Origin of the sequence: Vicingus serpentipes (assembly GCF_007993035.1) — a bacterium.
In the GTDB taxonomy this organism is placed as follows: domain Bacteria; phylum Bacteroidota; class Bacteroidia; order Flavobacteriales_E; family Vicingaceae; genus Vicingus; species Vicingus serpentipes.
The window spans coordinates 210,272-228,031 of the sequence record NZ_VOOS01000004.1 but is presented as its reverse complement, the minus strand read 5'-3'; the positions used below and the strand labels follow the sequence as shown (position 1 = coordinate 228,031).

13 protein-coding genes are annotated in these 17,760 nt (G+C 32.9%); 3 read left to right on the top strand and 10 right to left on the bottom strand.

The genetic code is table 11. From position 1 onward, the window contains the following. Positions 1-7 precede the first annotated feature (7 nt). The 5 genes from FRY74_RS09805 to FRY74_RS09785 form a co-directional block, all read right to left on the bottom strand. A complete protein-coding gene (locus tag FRY74_RS09805) occupies positions 8-628 on the bottom strand; it encodes a LysE family translocator (protein WP_147100988.1) in 621 nt (206 codons plus the stop codon). Then, complete coding sequence (locus tag FRY74_RS09800; protein WP_147100986.1) at positions 628-1,119, bottom strand: GNAT family N-acetyltransferase; 492 nt, start codon at positions 1,117-1,119, stop codon at positions 628-630. The genes FRY74_RS09805 and FRY74_RS09800 overlap by 1 nt, the downstream gene beginning before the upstream one ends. 18 nt (positions 1,120-1,137) lie before the next feature. After that, positions 1,138-1,998 carry an efflux RND transporter periplasmic adaptor subunit gene (locus tag FRY74_RS09795; protein WP_147100984.1) on the bottom strand — a complete coding sequence of 287 codons (861 nt, stop codon included), beginning with the start codon at positions 1,996-1,998 and terminating at the stop codon, positions 1,138-1,140. An 85-nt stretch (positions 1,999-2,083) separates the two neighbouring features. Beyond that, the gene (locus tag FRY74_RS09790) at positions 2,084-6,379 is read right to left on the bottom strand and encodes a CusA/CzcA family heavy metal efflux RND transporter (protein WP_147100982.1); all 4,296 of its coding nucleotides are present in this window, start codon (positions 6,377-6,379) and stop codon (positions 2,084-2,086) included. A 58-nt stretch (positions 6,380-6,437) separates the two neighbouring features. Beyond that, positions 6,438-6,809, bottom strand: a complete 372-nt coding sequence (locus FRY74_RS09785) for a hypothetical protein (protein ID WP_147100981.1) — start codon at positions 6,807-6,809, stop codon at positions 6,438-6,440. A 57-nt stretch (positions 6,810-6,866) separates the two neighbouring features. Between FRY74_RS09785 and FRY74_RS09780 the strand changes: the two genes are divergently transcribed. Next, complete coding sequence (locus FRY74_RS09780) at positions 6,867-8,012, top strand: class I SAM-dependent methyltransferase (protein ID WP_147100979.1); 1,146 nt, start codon at positions 6,867-6,869, stop codon at positions 8,010-8,012. 24 nt (positions 8,013-8,036) lie between these two features. Here FRY74_RS09780 and FRY74_RS09775 read toward each other — a convergent pair whose 3' ends face one another. Further along, entirely contained in the window at positions 8,037-9,512 is a 1,476-nt protein-coding gene (locus tag FRY74_RS09775; RefSeq protein WP_147100977.1) for a DUF389 domain-containing protein, read from the bottom strand. Between the two features lie 69 nt (positions 9,513-9,581). On the opposite strand from FRY74_RS09775, the gene FRY74_RS09770 reads away from it, so the two are divergent. Further along, positions 9,582-11,123, top strand: coding sequence for an acyl-CoA carboxylase subunit beta (locus FRY74_RS09770; protein ID WP_147100975.1), 1,542 nt, complete (start codon positions 9,582-9,584; stop codon positions 11,121-11,123). Between the two features lie 108 nt (positions 11,124-11,231). Beyond that, a complete protein-coding gene (locus FRY74_RS09765) occupies positions 11,232-11,666 on the top strand; it encodes a universal stress protein (protein ID WP_147100973.1) in 435 nt (144 codons plus the stop codon). 35 nt (positions 11,667-11,701) lie between these two features. On the opposite strand, the gene FRY74_RS09760 is transcribed toward FRY74_RS09765, so the two are convergent. The 4 genes from FRY74_RS09760 to FRY74_RS09745 form a co-directional block, all read right to left on the bottom strand. After that, positions 11,702-12,400 carry a lysophospholipid acyltransferase family protein gene (locus FRY74_RS09760; protein ID WP_147100971.1) on the bottom strand — a complete coding sequence of 233 codons (699 nt, stop codon included), beginning with the start codon at positions 12,398-12,400 and terminating at the stop codon, positions 11,702-11,704. A gap of 63 nt (positions 12,401-12,463) precedes the next feature. Beyond that, positions 12,464-13,138: a hypothetical protein gene (locus tag FRY74_RS09755; RefSeq protein WP_147100969.1), complete on the bottom strand. Its 675-nt coding sequence runs from the start codon at positions 13,136-13,138 to the stop codon at positions 12,464-12,466. Continuing rightward, positions 13,128-14,408, bottom strand: a complete 1,281-nt coding sequence (gene tyrS / locus FRY74_RS09750; protein WP_147100968.1) for a tyrosine--tRNA ligase — start codon at positions 14,406-14,408, stop codon at positions 13,128-13,130. The genes FRY74_RS09755 and tyrS overlap by 11 nt, the downstream gene beginning before the upstream one ends. A 116-nt stretch (positions 14,409-14,524) precedes the next feature. Continuing rightward, the gene (locus FRY74_RS09745; RefSeq protein WP_147100966.1) at positions 14,525-17,755 is read right to left on the bottom strand and encodes a reprolysin-like metallopeptidase; all 3,231 of its coding nucleotides are present in this window, start codon (positions 17,753-17,755) and stop codon (positions 14,525-14,527) included. Positions 17,756-17,760: the final 5 nt, after the last annotated feature.

Genomic DNA, 17,760 nt, shown 5'->3' with positions numbered 1-17,760 from the left:
TATAAATTTAAGTAAAAACAATTTTAATAGCTATTGCAATTAGTAAAACACCGAAAACAATATTAAATGCTTTTTGATATTTATTAAATATCGCTCTAATGCGGGATTGAGTAAAAAAAATCGCAACAAGACTAAACCATAAAGCAGTATTTATCATCATCATTACCCCTAAAACCCACGCAATGCTTTTGGGTACATTGGGGCCAATTACAAAGGTAAATAAGCTTAAAAAAAACAATGTAGCTTTAGGGTTTAACACATTGGTTAAAAAACCTATTTTAATTGCTTTTAATGCACTAATATCTTTTTTGTGGGCTTGGTTTCCTGCGCTTATGTCTTTTGTCTTAGAATAAACTGAAACGACCCCAATGTATGCTAAATAAGCAACCCCCAAGAATTTTATAATGTTAAAAGCAACTTGAGAGGTTGATATAATTAATGCCAACCCGAAAACACAGTAAAAAACATGAACACCAATACCCAGCCCAAAACCAATTGCTGTATAAACCCCAGTTTTTCGTGAATAGGTTAGGGAGTTTCTTAGGGCCATAATAAAATCAGGACCTGGACTCATAACAGCCAACAAATGAATAAACAAAACAGATCCAAATAGTGGCAAGTATTCCATTAAATTTCTTTTTGATAAGAAATAACATCTAAAGCTTTTCCGAACTTAATTCCAATATTTTTTAAATGTCCACATTTAAAATAACCGTTTCGCTCAAACAACTTGAGACTTCCTTTGTTTTCGGATGTTATAACACCAACCAGGTTTTTTAAGCCTAATTTTTTAGCTTCTTGTTCCATAAAAGCCAAAACAGATCCTCCTATTTTTTTGCCTGTGAAATCATGTTTAATGTACAAAGTAACTTCAGAACTAATGTCGTAAGCTTCTTTTTTTCTAAACTGACCCAAATAGCAAAAACCAACAATTGCACCTTCTGACAAAATAACAAAAGACTTGTATAGCCTATGACCCAATAAAAGGGTTGTCTCCATTTCTTGTTCAGAAACAGGTGCCAAATGAAAGGTTGCGGTGCTATTTTCTACATAATAATTGTAAATAGCCGTAACTGATGGCAGATCTATTTTTTCTATGGGTTTAAACGAAATATTCACACACCAAAAATAATGGTTTTACTGCACAATATTTACAAAAACTTTTTGCCCAACAATTAACTTTTCTTCGTCTTCTACGTTGTTAAAGTGGCCATGCACTTTTACAGTATTATCTTCTTCAATCATTTCGTTAATTAAATGAACCGTGCCTGCGATACTGTCGTTTCCGTTCATAATGAAGAAAGGTTGTTCGGCTTTTACGTTTGTAATATTGGCCGCAGCAACACTCATTTCAACATGAAGATGAGCTTTATCTAGCAATGTGAACAGATGCATTTGAGGAGATACCATTGAACCGTTTTTAACATTAATTTTAACAATAGTTCCGCTAGTTTTGCTTCTAATTTTTAGGCGAACATCATTAGTGTTTAAAATGGCATTTTCATCAAAACCAATAGATTTTATTTCTTCTTTAAGGCCAATATAATTGGCTTTGGCAATTTTATATTCTTTTTCGATAAGCTGAAAATCTTTATCAGCAATAGCATTGCTTTCATAAAGCTTTTCATTTCGTTTAAAGTTTTGTTCATGCCAATCGAAAGTAGCTTTAGCCGATTTATATTCTTTTTGTAAGTTAGCAAAATCAGGAGACTCAATTTCGGCAATTACCTCTCCTTTTTTTACATGTTGTCCTTCTAAAATGGTTAAATCTAAGATGTAACCAGAGGTTTTTGCGAAAATTTCATGAACAGCAAAAGGAGGAACATCGACAACACCAAAACATTCGATATTTTGATTAATAGGAGAATTTTTTTCTGTTTTAACAGTCTCTTCAATTAAAGTTGTAGTTTCTTCTTCAGTTATATTTTCTGCTTTTTTAGTTTCGTTACAAGCAGTGAAACTTGCTAAAACAATACTATATAAAATTATATTTTTCATGTGTTTTTATTTTTAATTTGTTACTTGGAGCTTACCAATTATTTCTTTCTTAAAGTTTTAAAACGGATAGCTTCATGATGGTGAGTTAAAAGTTAGTTGTTAAATAATTGTATTTTATAACTGCTTGATTGTAGTTGTTTAATAATTCTAGTTCGCCAATTGTTCCGTCAATAATTATTGAGCTTAACTTCAAAAAATCGATAAAACTGATTTCTCCTAAACTTAATTTTTCTTGTAATTGCTTTAACCCTTTTGCAGAAATATTGTCTGTTCTATTTTGATTAGAAACAGAACCTTCAAGTAAAGCAATAGTTTTTTCCAAACTAATCAACTCGCTTTTAAGTTGATTTTTTAGATTGTTTTGTTTTTGGGTTACAATATCAGTTTGTAAGCGATTTGTTTGTAGTTGATTTTTTTTCCCCGCAAAAAACAACGGGATAGATAATCCCCCTTGTACGCCCTGAAAACCTTTGTTTGTTGAAATAGATTGATTAAAATAGCCCAACTGAAAAGAAGGAGAATAACTTGCTTTTATCACCTTTTCTTTTTGTGTTAATTGTTGAATTAATAAATCATTTTCTTGATATAAGTTTGTGCTTAATTCTTGGTTTTTTTCATAAGGCAATACAGTATAAGCGGTATCTTTTATAACGGCTTGGTTTAAGCCAGACAAATAAATAAGATTTGCTTCGCTTGTTTTTTCTTTGTTAAAAAATCCGCTTGTTTTTTGTAAAACACTATTTTGAATCTGTTTAATTAACAACAAATCGGTGGTGTTAATTTCTCCAGCATCAAACATTTGTTGGGCGTGTTTTAGCGTCGCATTTAAAGCTTCGTTTATTTGGAGCAATTGCTGGTAAGCATTTTTATAAAATAACCACCCATAATAAGTAGACGTTATATTATACTCAACTTCTTGATGAATTGTTTTGCTTTTTTGTTTTGCATAATCAACCCCTAATTGAGCATAATTTTTATTTGTTTTTATACTCCATGGCCTTCCAAAATCCTGCATTACATCCCAAAACATATCGGTATTATTATCACTAATTTGTCCATATTGCAATCCAATTTGAAGCGGGTTTAAAACGTAAGCGTTTTTCTTTTCATTTTCCCATTGTTGTTTTTCAATTTCAACCATTTTTACTTCTAGTTGGTTTTGTTTTGCAGCAACAATTAATTCTGACAAACCAACTTTGTTTTGTGCTCCAACATTAATTGAAGACAATACAAAGCCAATAGTAACAACAGCTCCTATTATTGAGGGTTTTTTAGTACCGTTTTTAAACGTGTGGAATAAAAAATACAAAGCAGGTAAAACTAGCAATGTAAGTAGTGTTGATGTTATTAGTCCGCCAATAACAACTGTTGCTAAAGGTCTTTGAACTTCTGCTCCGTTAGAAGTTGCTAAAGCCATAGGTAAAAATCCCAAAGAGGCAACAAGAGCGGTCATTAAAACAGGTCGTAAACGAGTGTTTGCTCCAGCTAAAATTAAATCTTTCATGTTTGGATAGGTGTTTAGTTGTTTTAATCGGATAAACTCATTTACTAATACAATTCCATTTAAAACAGCTACACCAAATAAGGCTATAAAACCTATCCCTGCTGATATACTAAAAGGCAAATCTCTTAGCCATAACGCTAAAATACCACCAATAGAGGCAAGAGGAACAGCCATAAAAATGATGAGAGATTCTTTTATTGAATTGAAAGCAATGTAAAGTAAAAATAGTATTAGAAATAAAGCAACAGGAACAACAATTTTCAGTCGTTTTAAAGCATTTTGTAAGTTTTCAAACTGCCCTCCGTATTTTACCGTATAACCAGGAGGAAGGGTAACATTGCTTTTAATTTTTGATTGTATTTCTTCAACTAAAGAAGCAATATCTCTGTCACGCACATTTACACCAACAGATATTCTTCTTTTGGCATCCTCTCTAGAAATTTGCATTGGAGCAATAGTTTCTTTTATGCTAGCAACTTGGTCTAAAGAAACAGGATGTCCATTTATGTCATTAACAAATAATCCGTTTAGGGATAATGACCGTATGCTTTTTTGATTTAATCTAACAACTAAATCAAAACTTCGTTCGTTTTCATAAATAGAGCCTACAGTAGACCCTGCATATGCTGATTTAATTGTGTTGTTTACATCATCAACATTTACTTGATTTAATGATAGCTTTTTTCTATCTAGAATAACACTAAGCTGTTTTAACCCGTCTGTTTGTTCAACTTTTACATCACCAACACCATTTATATTTTGAATTTCTTTTGCGGTGTTATCAGCTAATGTTTTTAAAAGCTTAACATCTTCTCCAAAAATTTGGATGGCAATATCTGTTTTAGCCCCTGTCATTAACTCATTAAAACGAAGTTGAATAGGTTGTGTAAATTCAAAAGAAGCGTCTTTAATAACAGCTAACTTCTCTTTCATTAAATCGATTAATTCCTCTCTTGTTTCAGCATTTTCCCACTCGCCTTTTTCTTTTAGAATAATCATAATATCTGCATCTTCTATGGCCATTGGGTCAGTTGGAACCTCTGCTGTTCCTATTTTCGAGACAACATGTTTTACTTCAGAAAAATTATCTTTTAAAATTTTCTCAGCTTTAGTTGAGGTTGCAATGCTTTTTTCCAAAGAACTTCCTGGTTCTACCGCCATTTGCATTGCTAAATCACCTTCTTCTAGTGTAGGTATAAACTCAGAACCCATTCTTGAAAAGATAAAAAATGAAACAACTAACCCAGAAACAGCCATTACAAGTATTTTTTTAGGATTATTTAACGCATATTTTAAGCTAGGTAAATAACGTTTTTGCAATGCCATTACAATTTTGTCGGCAAAAGTTATTTTGTCGCTTATTTTTTTCTTTAAAAACAAAGCAGCCGCTACAGGAACATATGTTACTGATAGAATAAGTGAGCCTAAAATGGCAAAACTTACGGTTTGAGCCATTGGCAAAAAGGTTTTACCTTCAATTCCCTCTAAAGTAAAAATAGGAACAAACACAACTAAAATGATTAAGACACCAAAAGCTGCAGTATTATAAATTTGCCCACTAGCATCTCTTATTTCGTTATTCATTTGAAGTTTGGTAAGGGTTGTTCCTTTGTGTTTTTTATGAAGAATATGTAAAACCCCCTCAACAATAATTACTGCTCCATCAACAACAATTCCAAAATCTATAGCTCCTAAAGACATTAAGTTTGCTGAAACACCTAATAAATTCATTAGAATTAAAGCAAACAGCATAGATAATGGAATAACAGAAGAAACAATAAGTCCTGCCCTGAAATTTCCTAAGAAAAGCACTAAAACAAAAATTACGATTAACCCTCCTTCTATTAAGTTTTTAACTACAGTGTTAATTGTTTTTCCAACCAAAACAGAACGATCCAAATAAGGGTAAATCTCAAGCCCTTCAGGCAAAGATTTTTTTACTAGTTCCATTCGTTCATGCACATTGTCTACAGCTTCCGAAGAGTTAGCTCCTTTTAACATTAAAGTAATTCCTCCAACAACTTCACCTTTTCCATCTATTGTCATTGCCCCATATCGTTTAGGGCTGCCTAGCTTAACTACTGCAACATCCTTTATTCTTATTGGTGAACCTTCGTTTTTAATGGTAATATTTTCAATGTCACTAAATGTTTCTGCTCGTCCTTCGGTTCTTATATAAAACGCTTGGTCATTTTTTTCAATATAACTGCCGCCACTATTGTTGTTGTTGACAGTTAAAGCTCGTTCAACATCATTAATAGTAATGTTGTAGGCCATAAGTTGAAGAGGGTTAACACTAACCTCGTATTGTTTTACTAAACCGCCAAAACTACTTACCTCTATTATTCCTTTTAACCCTGTTAATTGTCGTTTTACAATCCAATCTTGTATGGTTCTTACTTTCATAATATCGAATTGTGCTTCATAGCCAGGCTTTACTTGTAATACATACTGATAGATTTCTCCAAGACCAGTTGTAATTGGCATCATTTGAGGTGTTCCAAACGCTGTAGGAATTTCTTCTCTAGCGATGGTTAATTGTTCTGCAACAAATTGACGGGCTTTCATGATGTCAACATTGTCTTCAAATACAATGGTAACTACGGATAGTCCATATCTTGAAATACTTCTAACCTCAGTTACATTTGGAATGTTGGCAACAGCCATTTCTACAGGAAAGGTGATAAACTTTTCAACTTCTTCAGCTGGCAATGTTGCAGAAGAGGTTACTACTTGAACCTGATTATTGGTGATGTCAGGAACAGCATCAACAGCAATATTTTTTAAAGAAAATATTCCGCCAAGTATAAGTGCTATAATTAGAAGTAGCACTATTAACTTATTCTTTAATGAATAAGCAATTATTTTTTCAAACATGTGTGTTGTATTATAAGTTACTTAATGATTTAGAAAAGCCTATTGTTAGGCTAAAACATTAAGCAGAAGGGGGTGGGCGAACGCTTTGAGTAGGTAAAAAACCAGCAAATTGAAGTCGCTCATCTTTAGGTAAAGGGTGTTGAAGTAACTCGCTTTCAATTTCTAGAGAAAAATTATACGAATTAGTAATAATAGGAAACAAAAAAAATGTTGCAGCAAACGCGGTGTTTGTGTTTGGTAAAACCTCTTCCATTTCTCCATCTTCTGTAAACTCATGAAAAACAAGTGCCAACAAATCAATTGGAGAAGAAGATTCTGTTTGATGTATTTGCTGATGTTCAGAGTTGCTTAGCTCACTTTTGTGAGAGTGAGGAATAAAATTGTGTAGCAACATTATAAATGCTGCTAAATAAACAAAACTATATTTCATCAATTTTAACACATAACAAAGTTACTAAAAATATAACAATTGGGTTACATTTGTAAGATGAATGATAGAACTCCTTTTTTTGAAAAAATTTCAGAAAGTTTTAATAATGAAACTTTTGTAAAAATTACCCTAAGTAAGCCAGCTTATAAAAGTGATGGCTTGTTAAATGTTTATGTGAGACTAATAGAGATAAAAGGAGAGCAGCAACTTTCTTTTACATACCACTATCAAACTAACGACCAAGTAAAAAATTACAATTTAAAGGGTGCGCAAGAAGAAATAAATAAGTTGCTAGACGGAAAATTTAGAGCTGCAATTTTGTTTACTCTAGACGAAGATTTTACTCTTCAATTATCAAAAAAAGGAAAAGTGAGCACACGAACTACTCACCCTAGCTTTAAAAATAAACCACCACAAACACATGACAAACCTAAAACTAAAAGAGCAGCTTTAGGTAAGTATTTAACACTTTTGGGAGTTTGTGATGAAAGCGGAATGGTTATTCCAAAAATGGCAGATAAGTTTAAACAGATAAACAAGTATTTAGAAATAATAGAGGGCTTAATAAAAAACACTAAATTGCCTAACGAAGCTCGCATTGTAGACATGGGTTCAGGGAAGGGTTATTTAACTTTTGCGCTATACGATTACTTGGTTAACCAACGAAAAATTGATGTAAAAATTACAGGAATTGAGTTAAGACAAGAGTTGGTTGATTTTTGTAATGAAACGGCTAAAAAATGTGGTTTTGAGAACTTAAAATTTGAAGCTAAACCTATTGAACAATACAATAAAAAAATAGATGTGTTAATTGCTTTGCATGCTTGTGACACAGCAACTGATGATGCTATTTATAAAGGGTTGACATCTAATTCAGAATTGATTATTACCGCACCTTGTTGCCACAAACAAATACGTCAACAACTTAAAGGAAAGGAGCAACAAAATCCAATATTAAAGTATGGCATTTTTAAAGAACGCCAATATGAAATGGTTACGGACACTTTGCGTGCTTTAATTATGGAAAAACACAAATACAACACCAATATTTTTGAGTTTATATCTAACGAGCACACCCGGAAAAATGTAATGTTGGTGGGTACTAAATCAAGCAAGAAAGCTGACTTAGAAAACCTTAACTCGAAAATTGAAGCTATAAAAAGTGAATATGGGATTGAAGAGCATTATTTGGAAAAATATTAGAAGTTTAATTAGTTCAAATAAACTTTAATAATTTATTACCATTACTTTTTTGTTGTCTAACCTTACCCTAAGCCATTGTTCCAAAGCATTAGATTTTTCTTTAATATTTATTTTACTAGAATTATTGCCCCAGTATATATAAAACACAGGTAATGTGTCTTGTTGAGATTCAAAATCCGTTCTAATGGTACTTCCATAAGATAATTTTTCAATTTGAGGGTATTGAATTTTTATTTCTTTTTTTATTGAAGTAAAAGGAATTGTATCTTTTCTATACTTCATTAATTCAGTTTCTAAAAAGTTAATTTTTTGATCTTTATCTTTAATTAAATCTTCATTTTTACGGTAAATCTCTTCTATTATTCCAGTTTTTACTTCAGCACTTAATTTGCCAGCAATCTCATCTGTTTTATCTTTCGATTGATAAATTTTCAAACTAACATTTTTAATTCCAGAAGATTCAAGCTTGTTATTAAGTTCTTTTTCACTTTTAGAATTAATGATTTCTCCTATCAAAAAAACTTCAATAACAGAAGGCTTATCTGTATAATAAGTTATGTTTTTATTTATTACTTGACTTCCTTCAAACACAAAGTTTTCGGAGATAAATGATTCTGCTTCACTTTCAAAAATACTTTCTTGTATTGTTGACCAAAAAGTGAAACCGCTTGGGATAATAATAATTAATGAGATAATAAATATATAGTTTTTTACACGTTTTTCTTTAACTGGGTCCATGTAGCTTGCTAAAGGAAATTTTAAGTACTTAACAATTAACCAGGTAGATAAAGCAATAAAAACTGAGTTGATTAAAAACAGGTAAAAAGCACCTAAGAAGAATTGCCAATTTCCATTAGCCAAACCATAACCGGCAGTACATAAAGGAGGCATTAATGCTGTTGCAATTGCAACACCAAAAATTACACTGGCAACAGTTCCTCTTTGTGTTTTCGCAACAATTAAAGCTATTCCACTAAATACAGCCACCAAAACATCTAGCAAGTTAGGTTTTGTTCTTGCGATTAATTCTGATTGTACTTCTCCAAAAGGTGTTAATAAGAAATAAATTGTAGAGACAATTACACTAATTAAAACAGCCGTACCTAAACTTTTCAGTGAGCGAGTAAGCATTCGGAAATTATTAATACCAATAGATAATCCTATACCAACAATTGGTCCCATTAACGGAGAAACCAACATAGCGCCTATAATTACAGCTGTAGAATTTACATTTAAACCGATAGAAGCAATTACGATAGAAGCACCAAGAACCCAAACATTAACCCCCTTAAAATCGATATCTTTTTGTATTGCTTCAACAGAACCTTCATAATCAACCTCATCACGAATATTTACAATGGTTTTAAAATAATCGATAAATAGCACAAAGAATTTTAAAAAGCTAAACTTTAATTCATTTTGAGCTCTTTCTTCTTTGTTTGCTGAGTCTTCAGGGGTAATATTCTCCTCTTGCATAGTAAAACAAATTAATTGTCGCATACTAAATTAACATTTCCCCTAATATATTAGCAGTATTTTTTATTTTTACTATCTGAAAAATGAAAAGATATGCAAAACAAGTTTGAAACACTAGAATCGAAAATTGAAGAAGCAAAAAAAGGCGGAGGAGAAAAGAGAATAGAATCGCAACACGCAAAAGGAAAGTTAACCGCTCGAGAGCGAATCCACTTTTTATTAGATGATGGTTCTTTTGAAGAGATAGGTATGTTGGTTACACATCGCTCAACAAACTTTGGATTAGATAAAACTAAATTTTTGGGCGATGGAGTTGTAACTGGATACGGAACAATAAGTGGAAGACTAGTTTATGTTTTTGCTCAAGATTTTACAGTTTTAGGAGGTTCGTTAGCTGAAGCCCATGCTGAGAAAATATGTAAAATTATGGATATGGCCATGAAGAATGGAGCTCCAGTAATAGGGTTGAATGATTCAGGGGGAGCTCGAATTCAAGAAGGTGTTGTAAGTTTAGGTGGTTATGCCGATATTTTTTATAAAAACACTCAAGCAAGTGGTGTAATTCCTCAATTATCTGCTATAATGGGGCCGTGTGCTGGTGGGGCTGTTTATTCTCCAGCATTAACAGACTTTATAATGATGGTTGAAAATACATCATACATGTTTGTAACAGGGCCAAACGTTGTAAAAACTGTCACACATGAAGAGGTAAGCTCAGAAGACTTGGGTGGTGCGTCTGCTCATTCAACAAAATCAGGAGTAACACATTTAACTTATGCAAACGAGATAGAGTGTATCAATGGCATTAAAACATTGCTTTCTTATATGCCACAAAATTGTGAAGAAGAAGCGTTAATGCTTCCTTATGAAGCAGGAAACGAAAAAAGAGAAAATTTAAACACAATAGTTCCTGCTAGTGCTAATCAACCTTATGATATTAAAGAAGTAATAGAAGGGACAGTAGATGCAGATAGTTTTTATGAGATTCATAAAGATTTTGCAGAAAATATAGTTGTTGGTTTTGCGCGATTGGCTGGAAGGTCTATAGGAATTGTTGCTAATCAACCTGCATTTTTAGCTGGCGTTTTAGATATTAAATCATCTCAAAAAGGAGCTAGATTTGTTCGTTTTTGTGACGCGTTTAATATACCATTATTGGTTTTTGAAGATGTACCAGGTTTTTTGCCAGGAACAGATCAAGAATGGAATGCAATTATTACAAACGGAGCGAAACTATTGTATGCTTTTAGTGAAGCAACAGTGCCTCGTATTACGGTAATTACTCGTAAAGCTTATGGAGGAGCTTATGATGTAATGAATTCAAAGCACATTGGAGCTGACTTAAATTATGCATGGCCTTCTGCCGAAATTGCAGTAATGGGAGCTAAAGGTGCTGCCGAAATTATATTCAAAAACGAAATTAAAGAAGCTTCAAATCCTGATGCTAAATGGCAGGAAAAAGAAGCAGAATATGCCGAAATGTTTGCAAACCCTTATAATGCTGCAGCAAGAGGTTATGTAGACGAGGTAATAAAACCAGAACAAACTAGAGAAAAACTGATAAAAGCATTTAAAATGCTTGAAAACAAGGTTGATACATTGCCTAAAAAGAAACATGGAAATATTCCTTTATAAAAAACAAGAGCCACTATTTTTAGTGGCTTTTTTGTTACAAATCTTTTAATAAACGAATAAAAAGAACTAAATTTAATAAGTATTAATTACCATTAAAATTAAAGTGCGATGAAAAATATATTAGTAACTATTGAGCTTGAAGATCAATCAAATATAATTTTAGAAAAGGCAACAGAAATAGCTGCAAAATTTGGAGCTAAAGTATGGTTGGTTCATATCGCAGCACCTGAACCAGATTTTATTGGTTATGGTACCGGCCCACAATATATTCGTGATACATTAGCTCAAGATTTAAGAGAGGAGCATAGAACATTGCAAAGGTATGCTGATGATATGAAAACAAAAGGCGTTGAAGCTGAAGGGTTATTAGTTCAAGGTAGTACTATAGAAACTATTATCAAAGAGTCTGAGAAGCTAAATGTTGATTTAATAGTTATCGGTCACCATAAACATGGATTTTTATATAATTTATTTATGGCAGGCACAGACGAATCTCTGATTGAGCAATCTAATATTCCAGTGTTAACTATCCCTTTAAATTAGGGTCTTATAATCTGTTGTTTTAGCTTTTTTTGGATTTATTTCTGATGCATTTCAAGAATAACTGTTCTGGCATCAGAAATAAAATTTTTAATTGTTTCATTACTATAGTTTGATGACTCAATAGGTTTTCCTATTTCTACACTAACATTTCCTGGGGTAATCTTATTGCTGTTTGCTGGCCAAACATTATACGTACCTTTTATACTAACAGGTACTATGGGAACTCCAGACTGCATTGCTAAATGAAATGCTCCTTTTTTGAAATTGCCAAGTTTGCCATTTTTACTTCTGGTTCCTTCAGGGTACATTACAACACTCTTTCCTGACTTTATTTTTTGAGAAGCTACCTCAAGGCTTTTTATCGCTTTCTTTTTATTACTTCTATCAATAAAAATATGTCCAGCAACCCACATGTACCAACCCACAATTGGGACCCACGCCAATTCTTTTTTGCCAATAAAATGTAGGTTTACGGGTAAGCTTCGGCAAAGTGTTCCTATATCTAAATGAGAACAGTGGTTTGCGATAAAAATTACTGGACGATCTAATGGAACATTTTCTTTTCCATTTACTTCTAATTTGATTCCTGCTATCCATAATAAACCCGGAGAAAAAACAGTTCGAGCTACAAATAAAGGGAATTGACGATTGAAAGTAAAAGGAATAAATAATGGAGCAATTAGCATTAACAAGAATGTCCACACAAACAAAAAAAACAGACGAATAAGAGACATTTATATTCTATATTTAGGGTTGCAAATTTAGCCAGAACAAAAAAAATAAGAGAATAAAAATGACTATTTGTTTGTTGAGTTTGAAAGTTCTTTTGCTAATTCATCGAGCAAACTTTTATAGCAAACAGTTAATTCTTTTGCATTTAAAGATTTATGATTAATAACAGATTGTGAAGGGAAATCGCCACATTTTAATGGGTAATTTGCTTTTCCAGATATTTTAACTTTTTCACGATTATAAATGTCATAGTCAATTAAGTGGGTTGAATATTTTGTTCTTTTGTTTCGATCTCCAACATAAACCGTGTGAACAGATTTTGAAATCTTATACCAGTTTATAAACAAAATATATGATGCGTTGTTTTCTTCTAAAAGGGATTTATAAGCCTCATCAGGAAGAAGAGATAAATTACTAGCATTATACTTCCTCCCTTTAAATTTATCAATATTGTATCTAATAAATTTTTTTATTTCACCATAGTCTTCAGAGCTTATGGGAATAAACGTTAAATTTTCATATCCAGTAAAAGCAGTATTTAATTCGCTTTGGTAAACAGAAAAAACTTCATCTGATTTAACATCGTTGTGCATAGCTATTTCTTCTAAACTAAACTCTGAAACAAATTGAAACCGAGTATAGGGAACAACTAAAACGCGTTTATTTTGAGCAAATAAAGAACTTGAAAGCGAAGCAACCAAGAAAGTAAAAAGAAAGAAGTGTTTTAACCTAAACAACATTAATTAGATAATAATTTTTTTTCCCTTTTTGAATTAAAATAGATCTCCCATTAATTAAATCTTCAGTAGTTAACAGTTTGTCTTCAGCTACTTTGTTTTTATTAACGCTTATTGCATTTTCTTTTAATGCTCTTCTAGCTTCTCCATTAGAAGCTAAAAAGTTAGTTCTGGCAGAAAGCCCATCAATAATTCCAAGACCAGATTCAAGCTCAGCTAGACTAATTTCTGCTTGAGGGACACCTTCAAAAACGTCATTAAAAATATTTTCAGGCAAGGCTTTTAATCCAGCTATAGCTTCTTCTCCGTTTTTAAACAAAATTTCTGAAGCACTCAATGCCGCATTATAATCTTCTTCTGAATGAACTCGGATGGTAATATCTTTAGCTAAAGTTTTTTGCAATAATCTTAAATGAGGAGCTTCATTGTGTTCTTTTTCAATCGCTTCAATTTCTTCTTTGTTTAACAAAGTAAAGATTCTTATGTAATTAGCAGCATCTTCATCAGAAGCATTTATCCAATATTGGTAAAATTTATATGGAGATGTTTTCGTTTTATCTAACCACACATTACCACCTTCAGTTTTACCAAATTTAGTTCCATCAGCTTTTTTAATCAAAGGGGTTGTACAAGCAAAAGCTTCTCCGCTGCCTTTTCTTCTAATCAATTCAGTTCCTGTAACAATATTTCCCCATTGATCTGAACCACCTAATTGGACTTTACAATTTTTGTTTTTCCATAACCAGTAGAAGTCGTAACCTTGAACCAGTTGATAGCTAAACTCTGTAAACGACATTCCTGTTTCAAGTCTAGACTTTACAGAATCTTTACTCATCATGTAGTTTATAGAAATGTGTTTTCCTACATCACGAATAAAGTCAAGAAAATTCATATTCTTAAACCAGTCGTAATTATTAACTACCTCTGCAGAGTTGTTAATTGAACCAAAATCTAAAAACTGTTCTAATTGTTTTTGAATACAAGCTAAATTATGTTGTAGTGTTTCGTTGTCTAATAAGTTTCGTTCTTGCGACTTTCCTGAAGGATCACCCACCATACCAGTTGCTCCACCAACCAAAGCAAAAGGCTTGTGTCCCGCTCGTTGTAGGTGAACCAAAATCATAATTTGAACTAAACTTCCAATATGTAGAGAATCTCCTGTAGGGTCAAAACCAATATATGCTGATGTCATTCCTTTAGCAAATTCTTCTTCTGTTCCAGGCATGATGTCGTGAATCATCCCTCTCCATCTTAATTCTTCTATAAAGTTCATTTTAGTTCAATTTTTTTGGCAAAAATACAGATTAAGTTTTTAAAAATTAAGCTTAAAAAAGGCAACAAAAAAGCCCTTTACTAAAATAATAAAGGGCTTTTAAAGATGTGGTTTATTTACTGTTTAGTTACTTTAAATATTTTTGATTCATCTTGTCCTTTAAGCTGTAAAAGATAAACACCCTTACCATATCCAGACATATCAATTTGTAATGGACTTGTATTAATATTGTTTTGTTCAAAAACTATTTTTCCCTGTAAATCAGTTAAAACCAATTGATTTACAGAGTTGTATTTACCAAGAGCAACATTTAAGATATTGCTTGTTGGGTTAGGGTAGATGTTTAAACTGTTGATAGTATTGTTTTGATCGATACCAACAGTAATAGCATCAGCACAAATTTCTAATCCCCACCCATCTAAAGAACCACCATCTTGGTTAGCTCCATCTGTAATAGATAAGGTCCATATTCCGTTCATGTTTTCACCATTAAATACACTTAAAGGATTGGATGGCTGATATGTTCCCCCACCAACAGGAGGGCATGGAAGAGCCCCAGGAGCTGCAGCATCATCTAAATTTAAATTAAAATTATCTTCACTGTTACAGATTCCATCCCAAAGCGTAACAGTTGTACTTTGAGGGCTTGTTAGTGTTACAGTTAGATCATTTATCCAAGTATGTGTGCCTGTTAAATTAAGAACATTTAAATCTACAATGTTACCAGAAGTGACTACATTTAAAGTTGATGTAATTGTAGGTGTTCCAGATGCAGAAATAGAGACAGGAATATCTGTGCTTGCAACCGTTGTACAGCTAGATGTAGTAAATGAAAAAACTGTTGAAGCTGGAGCAGAACCACAATTATTATAACTAGTTACTCTCCAATAATATGTTGTTTGTCCAACTAAAGATGAAGAAACATAGGAGTTTGTTGTTAAACTAGTAGCATTATCGATTATGGTTGTAAAAGCAGCATCTGTAGCAATGTCAATGTCATACATAGCTCCTACGCCTGATGCAGTCCAGTTAAAGGTAACTCCAGGATCAATACCAGTAGAGGCATCAGTAGGACTTGTAAGGGCTGCCGATGATGGAGAAGGGTCTATTACATCTAATGTTAAGTCAGCAATTTTAGTAACGGAAGATGAGGTTCCTGTTACAGCAATCGAATAAGATCCAACCATTGAAGCGTTTAATCCGCTTACAGTAACTGTAACAAGAGTGCCATTTGTTGTTGCTGTTGTTGGGTTAAATGTTACAGTAGAACCAGCAGGATTTCCACTTGCAGAAAATGTAGTGTTTTCACTGAATGATAAAAAGGTGTTGTATGTAAAATTGTATACAGCATCTTGAGTAGGACAAGGGGAAGCATTTGTATTGGAGAAGTTCATAACAAACTCCGAATCTTCAATGGTAAAATTATTACTATTTAAGGCGTAGAAAATATTTCCAGATCCTCGAACCATTATCCTTCCATTAGTTGTTGCTGCACCTGTTGGGATAGTGACACTTGCTGACCCGTTGTTAGGAACGCCAGTTGCTAAAGTGAAAGGGTAAGTAAACCCGCCATCTATTGATAAGAAAATATCAACATTTGGAGTATTCACCGCACCAGTATTTGTTCCAGCAACATCCCAAGTTATAGTTTCAGAAGCTCCAGAGTTTAATGTTAACCCACTAGTGTTTTGTGATGTAACAACGAAAGGTCCATTCGCATCAACAGTTACAATCATTTTGTCTATTTTATTTTGACCGCCTCCAGTAACGTTGTCACGAACAGTTAATGCAAAATTCATAGTTCCTGGAACAGTTAAAACTGTTTCCCATTGTGTTGAAAGAGTTCCGTTAACAACATCATCAAGTTTAGGCATATATCTATTTGGAGAGGTGATAGGTAAAAAAGACCTAAAAGAAGGGCTCCCTGCGCTAGTTGGGCTTACAGAGGTACTACTTCCAAAACCTTCATCAGCTTGTTCCCAACAAAAAGTTAGCACATCTGATAAGTCAGCATCAGTTCCTGCACCTTCAAGAATAAATGCAGTTCCATTAGGAATAATATAATCATTACCAGCATCTGCAGTTGGAACATTATTTGTTAAAGAGGTAGTAGTTTGACAGCTAGTCGTTCCAACATAATTTGTTACTTGTTCTATTGTAGCAAAATGAAAATAAGGGTCACTGTGTGGTTGAACATCTGAAGCCCCAGTTATTCCAGCATACCCCATAATCGTACTACCACTTCCTGGTTCCATTTGAACACCAGTACCTTCACTACTGTGTGTAAAAGTATGATTTCCTCCAAATTGATGCCCCATTTCATGAGCTACAAAATCGATATCAAAATCATCGCCTTCAGGGGTTACATGAGATGTGAAACCACTTCCTTTACTTCCATCAACACAAACACAACCAATACACCCAGCGTTTCCATTGCTATTTGATTCTTGATGAACTAAATGTCCAATATCATAAGCTGCTTCTGTAATAACACTCGTTAAAGTTGACTGTAATTCACTATTTAGGTTAGAGCCATAAGGGTCTATTCCTCCATTTGTATATATTACATCATCAGTATTTGCAATTAATTCCATTGTAATCGCAAAATCAGCTTCATAAACACCATTTACCCTTGTCATAGTTGTATTAATTGCAGCTAAAGCTCCAGCTTTAGTTCCTCCATGATATGCGGTATATTCTCCAGTTGCAGACATTGCAAGCCTAAATTTTCTAAGTGTTTGATCGTTCGCATCTTTTTGATTTGATGGTGAAGAAATATTCTTCTTTAAATAATAAGGAACATCATCAGTTAAACATTCAAAAGTGTTTTTTCTTGTTTCATTTGTTCTAGAATAAACCACATATGTTTTCATGTCAGAAGTGAAGGGCTCAATAAAAACAGGCTTTTTAACACCAGGGATTAACATACAGCTAAGACCTTTTTGGTTAGATAAACTAAATCTGATTACATGAGGGGTTGAAACACCATATCCAACATATGATTTTATTGATGGGTACTTTGCTGCTAAATCTGGATGCATAACAGGGGCTTCCATAATTTTAAAACTAACAAGTTCTCCATTTCCAATTGGGAAGTCGACAATAATATTAGAGAATCCATTTGCCTTTTCTCTTAAAGGTGCATTTTGAAGCGCTGATTTAAGTAGGTTAACATTTAGTTCATAAAATTCCGAATTTTCATAAGAATTATTATTAAGTAAGCTTTTTGTAGCAATTTGATTTGCTGAAGCTTTAATCCAGATTGATGATGTTTTGCTTTGAGCAAAAATATTACCTAAACAGCTAATAATGATTATTATCGCTATTAATGAGTTTGTTTTTTTCATGTTTT

What these genes read in the sequence shown, in the direction of transcription:
- FRY74_RS09805 (WP_147100988.1), bottom strand. Translation starts at nt 628, where the DNA reads ATGGAATACTTGCCACTATTTGGATCTGTTTTGTTTATTCATTTGTTG.
- FRY74_RS09795 (WP_147100984.1), bottom strand. Translation starts at nt 1,998, where the DNA reads ATGAAAAATATAATTTTATATAGTATTGTTTTAGCAAGTTTCACTGCT.
- FRY74_RS09790 (WP_147100982.1), bottom strand. Translation starts at nt 6,379, where the DNA reads ATGTTTGAAAAAATAATTGCTTATTCATTAAAGAATAAGTTAATAGTG.
- FRY74_RS09785 (WP_147100981.1), bottom strand. Translation starts at nt 6,809, where the DNA reads ATGAAATATAGTTTTGTTTATTTAGCAGCATTTATAATGTTGCTACAC.
- FRY74_RS09780 (WP_147100979.1), top strand. Translation starts at nt 6,867, where the DNA reads ATGAATGATAGAACTCCTTTTTTTGAAAAAATTTCAGAAAGTTTTAAT.
- FRY74_RS09775 (WP_147100977.1), bottom strand. Translation starts at nt 9,512, where the DNA reads ATGCGACAATTAATTTGTTTTACTATGCAAGAGGAGAATATTACCCCT.
- FRY74_RS09770 (WP_147100975.1), top strand. Translation starts at nt 9,582, where the DNA reads ATGCAAAACAAGTTTGAAACACTAGAATCGAAAATTGAAGAAGCAAAA.
- FRY74_RS09765 (WP_147100973.1), top strand. Translation starts at nt 11,232, where the DNA reads ATGAAAAATATATTAGTAACTATTGAGCTTGAAGATCAATCAAATATA.
- FRY74_RS09760 (WP_147100971.1), bottom strand. Translation starts at nt 12,400, where the DNA reads ATGTCTCTTATTCGTCTGTTTTTTTTGTTTGTGTGGACATTCTTGTTA.
- FRY74_RS09755 (WP_147100969.1), bottom strand. Translation starts at nt 13,138, where the DNA reads ATGTTGTTTAGGTTAAAACACTTCTTTCTTTTTACTTTCTTGGTTGCT.
- tyrS (WP_147100968.1), bottom strand. Translation starts at nt 14,408, where the DNA reads ATGAACTTTATAGAAGAATTAAGATGGAGAGGGATGATTCACGACATC.
- FRY74_RS09745 (WP_147100966.1), bottom strand. Translation starts at nt 17,755, where the DNA reads ATGAAAAAAACAAACTCATTAATAGCGATAATAATCATTATTAGCTGT.